Here is a 14,318-nt window from a genome sequence, read left to right as displayed (position 1 = left end):
TGAAGGGCGTAATACGTAAAACGTCCACGCCATGATCAGACGAGCAGTCATTTTTTACTTCAAAGAATGACTGCTCTTGCCGTGAATACCGTTAACCCCGCCTTCCCCCTTTCTGAATCATGTCAGCCGCCATTCCGGTAGCCTCAATTCTTACTTTCAGGGTTCACCAGCACGGGCTGCTCGCGGTAATTCGCCGGGAACACCTGTTGCAGGTCTTTAATTTTCGGCAGATCGTTCACCACAATGTACGGATAGTCCGGGTTATCGTTTAAGAAATTCTGGTGGTAGGCTTCCGCCGGATAAAAGTGGGCGTTGTTTTCAATTTTTGTCACCATCGGTTCGCTGAAGCTTTTGCTGGCATTGAGTTGTGCGATGTACGCTTTTGCTACTGCGGCCTGCGCGGCATTTAACGGAAACACCGCCGAGCGGTACTGACTGCCGGTGTCCGGCCCCTGACGGTTTAGCTGAGTCGGGTTATGTCCGACCGAAAAAAAGATATGCAGCAACTCGCCGTAGGTCACCTGTGTCGGGTCAAAGGTCACTTTCACTGATTCGGCATGGCCGGTTTCACCGGTGCTGACTTCCTCGTAATTTGCCGTTCCTGCTGCCCCGCCGGCATATCCGGATACCGCGCTGGTGACGCCTTTCACATGCTGGAACACCCCCTGGATCCCCCAGAAACACCCGCCGGCAAACAGCGCGGTTTCGCTGCGCGATGTGGCTGCCGGTTCATCTTTTGCCGGGGCGGCGATCACCACCGCGGGCTCGGCTCCGCCCCAAGACCAGGCGTTATTCTGAAACACAAACGCAGAGGCCAGCACCAGACCGGCGATCAGGCTGTAATTGCGTAACGACTTCACTCTTTTGTCGGTAATTTTCTTCATGATGAACTTCCTGCCTGATTAAACGTTGGGGGTGAACGTCATTGCCAGCCCGTTCATGCAATAACGCAGGCCGGTCGGCTGCGGGCCGTCGTCGAAAACATGACCGAGATGCCCGCCGCAGCGGCGGCAATGGACTTCATCGCGCACCATGCCGAACGAGGTATCCCGGCTGGTGAGCGCCGAATCGGGCAAGGGTTTCCAGAAACTCGGCCAGCCGGTGTGGCTGTCAAATTTGGTCGCTGAGGAGAAAAGAGGAAGATTGCAGCCCGCACAGGCAAATTCCCCCGCCCGGTGCTCGTTGTTCAGCGGGCTGGAATAAGGCCGCTCGGTGCCGGCTTCGCGCAAAATGCGGTACTGATCGTCGTTCAGGCGCTGATGCCACTGAGCATCCGTCAGCATGATGTCGAATTTAGCGGATTTCGCCTGCGCGTCGGCATCGCGGGAAAACAGTGACGGGATCAGCCCCATCACCGCAGCAGCTGATACCGCGCCACTGCCCAGCAAGAAATTACGTCTGTTGATCATTGTTGCCACCGTTGCGGTTGCTGTCGATGGCATCAGAGTACAGGGCGAGGGATTACGGAATCCTCGCGGAGAGTTAACAGTTTTGTGATAAGTCGGGGCAGGAGGCCGCGGCATGGCGCGGCTTTCAGGTACAGATAGTGGAAGGTTTCGGTTTCTTCTCTGCGGTGATCCTCTGGCGTTACGCGCTGAGCGACCACCGCATTTGAGAAACCGAAACGGTTACCGTCCGGTTTACAGGATAGCCAGTGCAGTCGGGTCAGCACCTTCCCGCACAAATACCGGGATCTCACTCATCGGTGCGGCGACACTCACCGCCCTTCCTCCTTCATAGCGTTCGCCATTAAGCGCCACCCAGGTTTCTCCCGCCGGTAACCACACCTCGCGTTCGCGCTGGCCTGCATGCAAAATCGGCGCGACCAGAATGTCTGCACCAAGCAGATACTGATCTTCCACCTGCCAGCTTTCCGGCTGAGCGGGATACTGATAGAACATCGTGCGCATTGCCGGATTGCCGTTTTCGTGGGCTTGTTGCATGACGCGGCTGATGTACGGACGCAGCTTTTCACGCAGGAATAGCCCGCTTTTCATCAGGGCATAATTCTCTTCGCCATAGCTCCAGACTTCATTTGGTGCGCCGCTGTTGCACTGCGCGATGCCCTCACGCCAGGGTTCTAACGGCTGAATTTGCGGTTCGCGGTAGCCGTGCAGGCGCATCACCGGACAGAACACGCCCCACTGGAACCAGCGGATCAGCAACTCCTGAAATGCCGGATCGTTGACGTTGCCGCCCTGAAAACCGCCGATATCGGTCGTCCACCACGGAATACCCGCCAGCCCCATGTTCAGGCCAGCAGCAATCTGATTGCGCAGCGCGTGGAAGGAAGAGTGGATGTCGCCAGACCACGCCAGCACGCCGTAACGCTGGCTGCCCGCCCAGGCGCAGCGCACCAGATTGACGATCTCGTTTTCGCCTTCCTGCTGCAATCCGTCGTAAAAACCCTGGGCGAATTTCTGCGGATAGATATTCCCCACTTCCAGCACCGGACCAAGGTGATAACGATAGTTATCAAAATCATACGCACGGTATTCCGGCTCGGCTTCATCCAGCCAGAAAGTGCGGATGCCCAGATCGAAATAATTTTGTTTCACTTTGTCCCAGACAAACTGTCGTGCGCCGGGATGCGTGGCATCGAAGAACGTACAGTTGCCGAGGAAATCCAGATTCACTGACACACCGCGATCGGTATTCACCAGATAACCTTTGGATTTCATCTCTTTATAGTTATCGGTGCGGCTGTCCACCGTCGGCCACACCGACACCATGGTTTCGATGCCGAGGGACTTAAGCTCTGCCACCATCGCTTTCGGATCCGGCCAGTCCACCGGATCAAAACACCAGGTGCCCTGATTCGGCCAGTGGAAGAAATCGATGACAATCACCGAAATCGGCAGATTACGCCGCTTGTATTCACGCGCCACCTCCAGCACTTCCTGCTGGGTGCGGTAACGCAGTTTGCACTGCCAGAAACCGGTGGCGTATTCCGGCATCTGCGGCGCGGTACCGGTGGCGCGGCCATACTGGTGCAGGATGTCAGCGGGCGTATCACCGGCGGTTATCCAGTAATCCATCTGCTCGGTGACCTGCGCTTCCCAGCGGGTAATGTTTTTGCCAAACGTCGCTTCGCCAATCGCCGGGTTATTCCACAGCAAACCATAACCGAGGCTCGAGAGCATAAACGGCACGCTGGCCTGCGAGTTGCGCTGCGCCAGTTCCAGCGTGCAACCTTTGAGATCCAGACAACTCTGCTGATACTGCCCCATGCCGTAGATTTTCTCGTCCGGACGGGATTCAAAACGTACGGTGAGCTGATGTTTGCCACCGGGAATGGCTTTGAATTCGCGGGCATCCATCTTCAGCGCGCTGATGTATTTATCCTGACTTTTCTCCGTCGCGCCGATCCCCACGGTCGAACGCTGGCGCCAGAACTCTTCGAGGATCAGCTCGCCGCGCTGGTTATAAAACGCCAGTTGCCCTTTGATGTTCACCGTTGCCGTGATGTTGCCGTTGCGCAGCGTGAGGGTTTCGGTGCCGTGGCGGATGTCAGCCTGCGGCTGTGTGGATGGCGGCAACAGCGCCCACAGGTGATCATTCAGCGCCGGGCGGCAGGTGGCGCGCACGCGCAGACTGTTTTCGCCCCAGGGTTCAATCACCAGCGTTTGCTGATCGAAATGCCAGAGGATGCGGTTTTTTTCGGCGATTAATTCGCTCATGCGGACTCCTGTGTATGCAAGATGGCCTGACGTTCAGGCTCGCGTTCCTGAGAAATTTTGGACTGGTTGATCTGTTTCATGGTGGCGTCATTGAGCTTGTACCAGCGCATCGACAGCGCGCTGAACATCGACAACACGCCCGGCACCAGCGAGAACAGCGCAATAATCGACAGCATCGCGGCGGTATTTTGCTGGGCGGCATGCGGCACGTAACCGCTCATGCCGAGCGTCCAGCCGACCACCGCCCCGCTCACCGCCATCCCCATTTTGAGGATCGCCAGCAAGGTCGAGAACACGGTGCCGTCCATGCGTTTGCCCTGTTTGTATTCACCGTAATCCACCACGTCAGACATCATCACCCACATCAGCGTGGTCGTGACCTGATAGAAGGTGGACACCAGCAGCGTCATGCCCACCAGCAGGGAGATCCACGCCGGAACGAAGAAGATCGCCGCGCTCAGGATGCCGGTCACAATGGCGCAAAGTGTGAACGCCGTCAGTTTGCTGCGATTGCGGGTCAGCGGTTTGACCAGCAGGCTGCCGAGGCTTTTACCAATAATGTGCGCGGCCAGCAGCCACATAAAGTAGCTGGCGTTGCCGAGATAATAGGTGACGTAATACATCATCGCGCCGAGACGCACGACGCCGAAGGAGATGTTAAAGAAGATCAGCGCCGCGACCACGCGCCACTGGTCGTTACGCACTAAATCGCGCAGATCGGAGAGGAAATTTTCATGCGTCGGCGGTGCGCTGATACGTTCTTTGGTGTTGAGAAAACACAGCAGGAACATCACCACGGCCACCGAGGCCATGATGGCCATCGCGCCGAAATAGCCGTCAAGCTTATTGCCGCCGCCCAGCATTTCCGCCAGCGGCATCATCAGGAAGGTGGACATCGCACCGCCCAGGGTGGCGAGGAAAAAGCGATAGGATTGCAGGGAGATTCGCTGGGTATTATCCGGCGTAATGATCGCGCCCATCGAGCAATAAGGAATATTGATGGCGGTGTACATCAGCATCATCACGCAGTAGGTCACGCTGGCATACACCATTTTTCCGCCCAGCGTCAGGGATTCCGGCACGGCATACACCAGCAGGCAACTGGCACCAAAAGGCAGCGCCAGCCACAGAATATACGGGCGGAACTTACCAAATCGGGTCTGCGTGCGGTCGGCAATCAGCCCCATCGCGGGGTCAACAATCGCATCCGCGACGCGCGCTACCAGGAACATGGTGCCGACAAACACCGCCGGTAAGCCCACCACGTCGGTGTAGTAAAAGGTTAAGAATATAATGACGTTATCCAGGCCAATATGGCTCGCCATATCCCCCAGACCGTAACTCACTTTCTCTTTGACGGATAATTTTACACTCATAACTCGTTCTGCCTTTTGTCCGGTTAAACAAAAAAGTCAGTCCGTCCGATGGGCTGAAGAACTGTTATAGAGAGGTTAAATGCCGGTCACAATTGCGAGATGTTGTAAATTTCTTACGATATTTAGCTTCTGTGATACCGGTAACATCGTGGGGAGAGGGATAGTTGATCGGGCAGGTTTCGGTTTCTCAGGTGCGGTGATCGCTTAACATTTTGCGTCGAAACCGACCAAAAGAGGCCAGGACGGGCCTCTCTTGGATCTCTCGCGTCTTTAAACTGCGCGCTGTCGCTCGCGGGCTATGTTTCAGGGGCTTTCGCTATTGCCGCAAAATCCCGCCGCTGCGCGGTGCCCTCCGGTCGGGTTACAACCCGCGCACACTGACGCGCGGTTTTCCACCGCTCCTCCGGCGTGATTTTTGAGCGCGGCCAGTGGCAGTATTTCGTTCTCATTCGTGTGGCAGCGCAGTGAGTTAAGTGCTCACCGCATTTAAGAAACCGAGACTCACTCAGTCCCGTGGTGAAAAACACTACTCACCTGATCATTACAAAATGAACTAACTCAATCTGTGAATGTATCGATCGTTAATCACACAGGACTATTCGTGCTGTTTTTGATTGCTAGCAACCGGTTATTAAGATATTTCTCACCCAAAACTGTACAAATCTGCAATCTTTGTATAACTTATTTACACCCCTGCTTTATCATTAGTCCGTCATTTACGGGCATATTCAGCCTGGTTTTTGGAGGAGAATGTGGATTTCCCCTCCTCCAAAAACTTTTTTTTAATGCTGGCCTTTTTCTTTTGCAAAAAAGGCATGGGATGAAACAGGGAAACCAATTGTGAAGCATTGCTAAACAATACTATGTTTTCTCACTCGCAAAAGACACTTCTCATGTCATGATTTACCATGCGAAGTATTAAGGAGGTCTATATGCAACTCGAAGAAGAACAAACAGTTACTGAAATCAGCGAATACTTCAAACCGCAGGAATCCCAGACCTTAAGTGAAGTGGAAATTTTGGGCAGAGTGGTGTCCAGCCTGTTGTGCAGCCGCTTCCCGGTAAGCAATAAAGCCATCATTGAAGGTCTGATCCGCCAGATCGAAATCGATTCCAACATCAGTAATCAGCAGGCATGCCGCAATCTGCTTGAGCTGGTCTTGTTATCCACGCAGGATGATGTGATTTAAATAAAAATACGGCCTGTTAAGCGATGCTAACAGGCCGTAAACTTTATGATAACAAACCGCGGTCGCGCCTCAGAGAGACTTCAGCGTCGCAGCAATCACCTCTTTCGCAGGCGTTGTCGGGCGACCAATCAGTTTGCTCAATGTATGTGAATCATCAAACAGCCCGCCCTGCGCTGCGCCTGCATCAGAATCTGCCAGCATCTCCGCCAGCCAGTCCGGCAAACCTGCACCGGTCAGTGCTTTTGCGAAATCCGCCTGCGTCATGTTGATGTAATCCACTTTTTTACCTGACAGTTGCGCGATGTGCGCGGTAAATTCTGCCAGCGTGTAAGCCTCATCTCCCGCCAGTTCGTATACTTTGCCCGCCTGATTATCCAGGCTCAGCACCGTTGCTGCCGCTTCGGCGTAATCTTCACGCGCTGCCGAGGAGATACGGCCTTCACCCACCGCACCAATAAAGGCATTGTGCGCCAGCGCCGGGGCGATGCTCGCCGCGTAGTTTTCCGTGTACCAGCCATTACGCAACAGCACGAAGGGAACGCCTGATTCACTTAAGGCTTTTTCGGTCGCGCGGTGTTCTACGCCAAGCCCCAGCGGGCTTTTGTCTGCGTGCAGCAGGCTGGTGTAGGCCAGCAGTTTTACGCCTGCGCGTTTTGCCGCATCAATCACTGCGCCGTGCTGCGCTTCACGCTGACCGACTTCACTTGAAGAAATCAGCAGCACTTTTTCAACACCTTTGAACGCGCTGTCCAGCGTCGCTGGCTGGCTGTAATCGGCCTGACGTAACTCCACGCCCAGCTCCGCCAGATCTTTGGCTTTTTCCGGGCTGCGCACGGCGGCAATAATCTGATTCGCCGGGACTTTCTTCAACAATGCAGCGATAACGAGGCGGCCTAACTGGCCGGTGGCACCGGTAATTGCGATCATGTTGTTTCTCCAAAAGTGTAAGACACGAGATTTATGTTCTGAAGGGCGCGAAATGCGTCGCCGTTGAAACATCCTATGCGATATACTTTCTTTTGGTAAGTACGCACTAAAAGGTAAGTATGAAAATAATATCGTCCGATAAGTCGGCTGACGCATTACCGCTCACGGAGCAAATCCGGCGTGGCGAGGTGCTCGATCCTAATTGCCCGTCACGGGAGATCTTGCGTCATATCACCAGCCGCTGGGGATTACTGGTGCTGATCGCCCTGAGCGAGGAGACGCTGCGCTTTAGCGAGCTGCGCCGCAAAGTGGGTGGCGTCAGTGAAAAGATGCTGGCCCAGACCTTACAGGCATTTGAAGAAGATGGCTTTATTGACCGCCGCTCATATCCGGTGGTGCCGCCGCATGTGGAGTACCGGCTGACGCCGCTGGGTATCGAAGTTAAAGACCAGATTGCCGGGCTGGCTAACTGGCTGGAATCAAATCTGCATCGCGTAATGAAGCAGCGCAATCTGCGCGTGGTGGGCGAGGAATGATTCACAAAAAAAATTTGATAAGAACCCCAAAATTCTCGCCTATCATTGCTCCGTTCCGGCAACTAACATCATTTCATTGATTCGTTAAATTCTTTAATTCAATGAGGTGATGTATGCCGCAGTCCCATCAGCAACATGTAACACTCGTCATTACTCACAGGATCGCACCCGCCAGCGAAGCACGCTATGAAGCCTGGTTGAATAAAATTATGCCGCAGGCCGGCAGCTTTACCGGGCATCTGGGCGTGAATGTGATCCGCCCGAGCCGCAGCGGCGATCCTTACACAATTCTGGTGCGCTTCGATACGCTGGAAAATCTCAACGCCTGGCATAATTCCGAGCTGCGTAAAGAGCTGGTAAAAGAAGTCAGCCCGCTGTTACTGCAAAACGACAATACCGAAGTGCGCCCCGGTGCCGAATTCTGGTTCACACCGCCCGCCGCCAACGTCCGCCCCCCTGCCCGCTGGAAACAATATCTGCTGACCCTGCTGGTCATTTACCCGTCGACCCACATTGTGCCCTGGTTCTGGGGGCAGATTTTACCGCACCTCAAAGGCACCGAAGTCGGCCATATCCTGAATGACGCTTCCGTTGTCGGGCTGGTGGTTTTCCTGTGGATGCCCGTTATCACCCGAGTTTTTCATTCATGGCTGACGCGCACTTCCGCGCAATGACAGGAGCTTTCCCAATGAACAGTTTCGCATCCCTGATCCTGATAAATGGACAATTCCACACCGTCGATCGTGAAAAACCACGGGTAAACGCGGTGGCGATAAAAGACGGTAAATTTCTGGCCGTCGGTACTGAAAATGAAGTGATGCAGTTTGCCGATGCGCAGACGGAGGTTGTGGACTTACAGGGGCATACGGCGGTCCCCGGCCTTAATGACTCGCACCTGCACCTGATCCGTGGAGGGCTGAATTACAATCTGGAGCTGCGCTGGGAAGGTGTTCCGTCGCTGGCGGATGCGCTGCGAATGCTGAAAGATCAGGCAATGCGCACACCCAGCCCGCAGTGGGTTCGCGTGGTCGGTGGCTGGACGGAATTTCAGTTCGCCGAACGGCGGATGCCGACGCTGGATGAAATCAATCAGGCCGCGCCCGACACGCCAGTCTTTATTCTGCATTTATATGACCGTGCCCTGCTCAACCGCGCGGCGCTAAAGGTGGTCGGTTACACCAAAGACACGCCCAATCCGCCGGGCGGTGAAATTCAGCGCGACAGCAATGGCAATCCGACCGGGATGCTCATCGCCAAACCGAACGCCATGATTTTGTATTCCACGCTGGCAAAAGGGCCAAAACTGCCGCTGGAGCAACAGGTGAATTCCACCCGACAGTTTATGCGCGAGCTTAACCGCCTCGGGCTGACCAGTGCCATTGATGCGGGCGGCGGCTTCCAGAATTATCCCGAGGATTATCAGATCATTGATGAGCTTCATCAGAAAAAACAGCTGACGATCCGCATCGCCTACAACCTGTTCACCCAGCGCCCGCAGCATGAGCTGGAAGATTTCGAACTGTGGACAGACATGCTGAAACCCGGCCAGGGCACCGACTTTTATCGCCATAACGGCGCGGGCGAAATGCTGGTGTTTTCCGCCGCAGACTTTGAAGATTTCCTGCAACCGCGCCCGGATTTACCACCGGGGACTGAAATTGAACTTGAGCGCGTGGTGCGCCATCTGGTGGAACACCGCTGGCCCTTCCGGCTGCACGCCACTTATGACGAGTCGATCAGCCGGATGCTGGACGTATTTGAAAACGTGAACCACGACATTCCGTTCAACGGTTTGCACTGGTTCTTCGACCATGCGGAAACTATTACTGAACGCAATATTGAACGCGTTAAAGCGCTGGGCGGCGGCATTGCGGTGCAGCATCGCATGGCGTTTCAGGGTGAATATTTTGCAGAGCGCTACGGCGCTGAAGCTACAAAACATACGCCGCCGGTGGCGAAAATGCTTTCTGCCGGATTACCCGTCGGGCTGGGGACGGACGCCACCCGCGTTGCCAGTTACAATCCGTGGACCGCGCTGTACTGGCTGGTGTCCGGCCGCACCGTCGGCGGCATGGCAATGTATGACGACGATGCGCGAATCGACCGCGAAACGGCGCTGATGTTGTGGACGCAGGGGAGCGCCTGGTTCTCCAGCGAACAGGGCAAAAAGGGGCAGATTAAAGCCGGGCAACTGGCCGATCTGGCCGTTTTATCGGAAGATTTCTTCAGTGTCACAGAAGAGCGCATCAAAGGCATTGAATCGGTACTGACCATGGTCGATGGTAAAGTGGTTTACGCGGCAGGCAGTTTCTCGCCGCTCTCGCCACCGGCGATTCCGGTATTGCCGGACTGGTCGCCGGTCACCCGTGTGCCGGGGCATTACCGTTCTGCTCCGCCAGAAGGAGCGGCACGGGTCGGGCAGATCCGGCAGATGCATCAGTGCGTCGGGCCATGCGGTGTGCATAAGCACAGCCATGACCTCGCCCGCGGGGCCGATGTTCCGGTATCCGATGACAATGCCTTCTGGGGCGCACTCGGCTGCTCCTGTTTCTCGTTCTGATCGTTTGTCCGTGATGTAAAAAAGCCCGCAGTTCATTTGAATTGCGGGCTTTGCGGTTCCCCTTTTCCCGGCCTGTCGTTTCTCTCGTCGCAATAAACAGACATACCGGTGCGGGCGCAGGATGTTTTCATACTCATCCTTGTGATCCGTTCTGACGGCAAAAGCCTCCCCGGCTTTGTGCCGTAAAAATCCGTTCATGTTTTGGTGACAGGTGAAAATCCGGTCTAAACTTAATCAGCGTGAAGCAAACTCTTACCTCTAAAAAGGATGATGTAAATGAAAAAAATCATTTTAGCTGCCTCTCTGCTTATCACTGCCTTTTCATTCAGTGCATTAGCAGCTGACCAAGTCTCTAAAGAAGAGGTCACTCACTTCAAACTGGTAAAAATTGGCAACGTCACCGTGTCGCAAAGTGGCGGGCAGGTAGGTTCTCCAAGTGAATTGCACGAAGAGCTTTCCAAGTTAGCGGATGAGAAAGGGGGTAAGTATTACCATATCATTGCAGCAGGGCAGAAAGGCCCAAACTTTGAAGCCATCGCCACTGTCTATAAAGACGCGGATAAATAATCACGCGTGATTAACCCGCAAAAAGGCCGCCGTGAGCAATATGCCCGCGGCGGCCTTTGTGTTTTTACAGGGCTTGTAAATCCTTAAATGATCCCAGCCGGTACCCGCGCTGAGTAATCGCGGATTTCAGCGACGCCGACGTCAATACATCCAGCTCTGCCAGCCTCGGGTAACAATATTTACTGGCCAGAAGCGTGTTATCGATAAACGAAGGGTGTGTCATGATCTCAACGGAACGGTCGCCGCGCCGGGTGGCGTTGTCCAGCGTTTGCAGAAACAGCGCTTCTGAAATCGCCTCTCCGTAAAACGTGCTGTCGAAACCGTCTGTGCACTTCGCGCCGCACAGAGGAATGTCCGCTTTGCGGATTTCGTCGCGGTCAATGCGCAGCGGCACGCCCTTCTGTTTCGCAAACGCCTCCACTATCGGGAAAATCTGCGGGAACATGTGCACATGATGATGGCTGTCGATATGCACCGGCGCTTTGCCAAACACGTCGATAAAGCGCGCGAACTGACATTCCAGTTCATGCGCGATTTCATCAAGCGGCAGCGTGCCAGCCTCCGCCATTTCCCAGATCCATTTGCCCAGCTCACCGTTTCGGACCAGACCTGGCATCGGTGAAAGCGGTTTTCCAAGCGTCAGGACAAAATGCATCCCGACGGCAAGCTGCGGGTGAGATGCGCTTAATACGGCGGCATGTTCCGCCGCCGCCATCGTGACCATCGCTGTGGTCGATCGCACAACGCCGTTGTTGCAGGCCTCGATAATGCCGTAGTTTTGCGCCTTGCAAAGTCCGAAATCATCGGCATTCACAATGAGTAACTTATCCATGATTTTCCCTTTTGCATCGCCTTCCGCACCGGGAAGGCGGCGGGTTATTTCAGTGCGGCAATCGTTTCTGCAAAGTTTGGCAGCAAGGCCTCATGCGCCAGCAACATTTCTCTCGCCAGCACTTCAGCATCTTTATCTGAATGGATCAGCGGGCTGAGGTTCAGTGCCAGCAGCACATCATTAAATTTGCCGCTCAGTGCCGCTTCGCTGGCCGCGATTTCAAAGCCTTTGATGGTGTGGATCAGCCCGAGGACTTTATCGTCGAAATGCGTCAGACGCGGATGCGGTGTCGCGCCGTCGCGCCCGATGGTGCAGGTCATCTCGATTGCCCACTCTGCCGGAATATTATCAATGTGCCCGTTGTGCGGGAAATTGACGTACTGCTCGGTTTGCTTATCGTTATAAATCGCGCTGATCACTTCGCAGGCCGCATCGGAATAGTACGCCCCGCCCCGCAACTCCAGCTCTTTAGGTTTGACGCTCAGCTCAGGATCTTTATAGAGATCGAACAGCTGCTTCTCAACTTTTTGCACCACGGATGCGCGCGCCCCGCCTTTGTAGAATTCACCCATTTCAATCGCCAGCATCTCTTTTTGCTTGAAGTAATACAGCAGGTAAGAGCACGGCAGCAGGTTGAGCGAGCGGATCAGGCCCTCACTGAAAGGTAAATCAAAGATGTTTTTCACCGAGCCGGCGGTAAGCGTGCCGGAGGCTACGCCGTCGAGCAGTTCGGCAAAGCGTGATTCACCGTTAACAATCACATCTTTGATAAACACCATATGGTTGAGGCCGAAAAGATCGATAGACAGCGCGTCCTGCGGAGTCAGTTTCAGCACATCCTGAATGAACATTTTCATGCCGACAGGAATATTGCACACGCCAATGAATTTCTTGAACTGAGTGTGACGGAAGACGGCTTCCGTGACCATTCCCGCCGGGTTGGTGAAGTTAATGACCCAGGCGTTCGGGCAAATCTCTTCAACGTCTTTGATGATGTCGAAAATGACCGGGATGGTGCGAAGGCCTTTGAATAATCCGCCTGCGCCGTTAGTTTCCTGCCCCAGATATCCATGGCTCAGCGGGATACGCTCATCAAGCTCGCGCGCCTTTAACTGACCGACACGCAATTGCGTGGTAACGAAATCAGCATTTTCCAGCGCTTCACGGCGGTTGAGGGTTTTGTGGATCGCAATCGGCACACCGGCGCGTTTCACCATGCGCACACAGAGATCAAAAATAATATCCTGCTTCTCTTTTCCGGCCCCGACATCCACCAGCCATAATTCAGAAACCGGTAATTCGTCGTAACGTTTAATAAAGCCTTCAAGTAATTCCGGGGTATAGCTGCTCCCGCCACCAATGGTGACGACTTTCAGTTTTTTGCTCATAGGGACTCCCGTGCAAGTGATTGCACTGCAAATTTAAACAGAAATATAAAATAAACCTGAGCGTTAATTAATACTGCACAATTTCTTTCGGTAATGATTCGGTGTAAATGATGTCAGCTTTTTAAAGTTCTTGATAAACATACTCGGGCTGCTATATCCGGATTCAAAGGCAATATCCGTGACCGAGTAATTGGTAATTTCAAGTTGCTTTTTCGCGAAATCAATTCGGATTTCATTGATAATCTGCATCGGCGTCATTCCATAATGACGCTGCGTGGCGCGGGTCAGATATTCCTGCGACTTACCGGATAATGCCACCATGTTCGATAAGGCTTTATCACCGAACTGCGTTTTATCATGCATTCTCTCAACCGCCACCTTTAACCAGGCTGGCGCATCCGTTGTGGCTTCTGATTCTCTGTGGTGACGTAACCGGTTCACGATATAAAACGTCACCATCTCCAGAAATTCATTAAATTCCCCGTTGCGGAAATTCAGCGAAGCCACCACCGATTCAATATAAGTCAGAAATTCAGTTTTAATTTTGTACACTTGTGAGGCAATAAAATGTGCCGGTAATAATGAGGCGTAGTGTTGTTCGAAAAAAGCTTTGCTGATCCCGACATTTAATATTCGGGTCGCGCCAAATTCATAAAAGCTCTGATGATTCGAACCCAGCGGAATGAAGACAAAATCGCCGCGCTCTAACAGCACCCGTTTGCCATTCACACTCTGATAATACCGGCCCGTCAATACCACCGTAAATTCGTAGTAATCATGTTCATGCAACCCGGAAATGCTTTCTACTTTGTTGTAGATAAACATATGGAAATTCTGACCGTCGAAGAGTTGATTTTCGCGTGCTGTCTTGATTTCCATGCTCAATACCGGTGGCTGCATTATCACTCCCTACGTTATTTTATTTTCTCGTGAAGCTCAATGAGTTCCGTGATTAACTCGCGTGCCAGCATCGAGGTCATCAGGTGATCCTGCGCGTGAACCAGGATCAGGCTGACTTTCATTTTGCCTTCGCCCATATCGTCTTCAATCAGCTTCGTCTGCACCAGATGCGCTTCATTGAGCGATAAACGTGACTGATCCATTAACGCTTTGGCTTGCTCAAAATCGCCTTCTTTGGCTTTTTTCAGCGCACCGTAAGCCAGGCTACGCGCTTGTCCGGAGTTAATAATTAACCCCATGACCACTTCTTCGAGTTCCTGCATCTCGTCTTGCGTATCCGCGATGCTGTCTAAATCAATCAT

14 protein-coding genes are annotated in these 14,318 nt (G+C 53.6%); 5 read left to right on the top strand and 9 right to left on the bottom strand.

The genetic code is table 11. The features are described 5' to 3' along the window. Positions 1–143: 143 nt before the first annotated feature. The 4 genes from msrA to ABSH60_RS21985 all read right to left on the bottom strand — a co-directional run bounded on the left by msrA (position 144) and on the right by ABSH60_RS21985 (position 5,056). Positions 144–884 (bottom strand): peptide-methionine (S)-S-oxide reductase MsrA, encoded by a 741-nt coding sequence (msrA, locus tag ABSH60_RS22000; protein WP_390976165.1) that lies wholly within the window; start codon positions 882–884, stop codon positions 144–146. 18 nt (positions 885–902) lie between these two features. Beyond that, positions 903–1,409: a peptide-methionine (R)-S-oxide reductase MsrB gene (msrB, locus tag ABSH60_RS21995; RefSeq protein ID WP_390976164.1), complete on the bottom strand. Its 507-nt coding sequence runs from the start codon at positions 1,407–1,409 to the stop codon at positions 903–905. A gap of 231 nt (positions 1,410–1,640) precedes the next feature. Beyond that, a complete protein-coding gene (locus tag ABSH60_RS21990; RefSeq protein WP_390976163.1) occupies positions 1,641–3,680 on the bottom strand; it encodes a TIM-barrel domain-containing protein in 2,040 nt (679 codons plus the stop codon). After that, a complete protein-coding gene (locus ABSH60_RS21985) occupies positions 3,677–5,056 on the bottom strand; it encodes a glycoside-pentoside-hexuronide (GPH):cation symporter (protein WP_390976161.1) in 1,380 nt (459 codons plus the stop codon). The genes ABSH60_RS21990 and ABSH60_RS21985 overlap by 4 nt, the downstream gene beginning before the upstream one ends. Positions 5,057–5,988: 932 nt before the next feature. Between ABSH60_RS21985 and ABSH60_RS21980 the strand changes: the two genes are divergently transcribed. Beyond that, positions 5,989–6,246, top strand: a complete 258-nt coding sequence (locus tag ABSH60_RS21980) for a biofilm development regulator YmgB/AriR family protein (protein WP_056780009.1) — start codon at positions 5,989–5,991, stop codon at positions 6,244–6,246. Positions 6,247–6,315: 69 nt separating this feature from the next. Here the strand turns inward: ABSH60_RS21980 and ABSH60_RS21975 are convergent, their stop codons facing one another. Further along, positions 6,316–7,173, bottom strand: coding sequence for an SDR family oxidoreductase (locus tag ABSH60_RS21975; RefSeq protein ID WP_136375470.1), 858 nt, complete (start codon positions 7,171–7,173; stop codon positions 6,316–6,318). Between the two features lie 119 nt (positions 7,174–7,292). Between ABSH60_RS21975 and ABSH60_RS21970 the strand changes: the two genes are divergently transcribed. From ABSH60_RS21970 to ABSH60_RS21955, 4 genes are all read left to right on the top strand, one after another. After that, positions 7,293–7,709 carry a helix-turn-helix domain-containing protein gene (locus ABSH60_RS21970; protein WP_183849540.1) on the top strand — a complete coding sequence of 139 codons (417 nt, stop codon included), beginning with the start codon at positions 7,293–7,295 and terminating at the stop codon, positions 7,707–7,709. Between the two features lie 113 nt (positions 7,710–7,822). Then, complete coding sequence (locus ABSH60_RS21965; protein WP_217203108.1) at positions 7,823–8,383, top strand: antibiotic biosynthesis monooxygenase; 561 nt, start codon at positions 7,823–7,825, stop codon at positions 8,381–8,383. A 14-nt stretch (positions 8,384–8,397) separates the two neighbouring features. Further along, complete coding sequence (locus ABSH60_RS21960) at positions 8,398–10,269, top strand: amidohydrolase family protein (RefSeq protein WP_390976158.1); 1,872 nt, start codon at positions 8,398–8,400, stop codon at positions 10,267–10,269. Positions 10,270–10,545: 276 nt separating this feature from the next. Next, a complete protein-coding gene (locus ABSH60_RS21955) occupies positions 10,546–10,836 on the top strand; it encodes a DUF1471 domain-containing protein (protein WP_056779995.1) in 291 nt (96 codons plus the stop codon). Positions 10,837–10,900: 64 nt separating this feature from the next. On the opposite strand, the gene chbG is transcribed toward ABSH60_RS21955, so the two are convergent. The 4 genes from chbG to chbA all read right to left on the bottom strand — a co-directional run bounded on the left by chbG (position 10,901) and on the right by chbA (position 14,318). Next, the gene (chbG, locus tag ABSH60_RS21950) at positions 10,901–11,668 is read right to left on the bottom strand and encodes a chitin disaccharide deacetylase (RefSeq protein WP_390976156.1); all 768 of its coding nucleotides are present in this window, start codon (positions 11,666–11,668) and stop codon (positions 10,901–10,903) included. 44 nt (positions 11,669–11,712) lie between these two features. Continuing rightward, complete coding sequence (locus ABSH60_RS21945; protein WP_390976155.1) at positions 11,713–13,056, bottom strand: 6-phospho-beta-glucosidase; 1,344 nt, start codon at positions 13,054–13,056, stop codon at positions 11,713–11,715. Between the two features lie 63 nt (positions 13,057–13,119). Continuing rightward, complete coding sequence (chbR, locus tag ABSH60_RS21940) at positions 13,120–13,956, bottom strand: transcriptional regulator ChbR (protein WP_136376121.1); 837 nt, start codon at positions 13,954–13,956, stop codon at positions 13,120–13,122. A 14-nt stretch (positions 13,957–13,970) separates the two neighbouring features. Beyond that, positions 13,971–14,318: a PTS N,N'-diacetylchitobiose transporter subunit IIA gene (gene chbA, locus ABSH60_RS21935; protein WP_056779981.1), complete on the bottom strand. Its 348-nt coding sequence runs from the start codon at positions 14,316–14,318 to the stop codon at positions 13,971–13,973.

This window comes from Rahnella sp. R3(2024), from assembly GCF_042920125.1.
Taxonomy (GTDB): domain Bacteria; phylum Pseudomonadota; class Gammaproteobacteria; order Enterobacterales; family Enterobacteriaceae; genus Rahnella; species Rahnella rivi.
The sequence above is the reverse complement of the archived record's forward strand: the minus strand, read 5'-3'. Positions and strand labels throughout refer to the sequence as shown.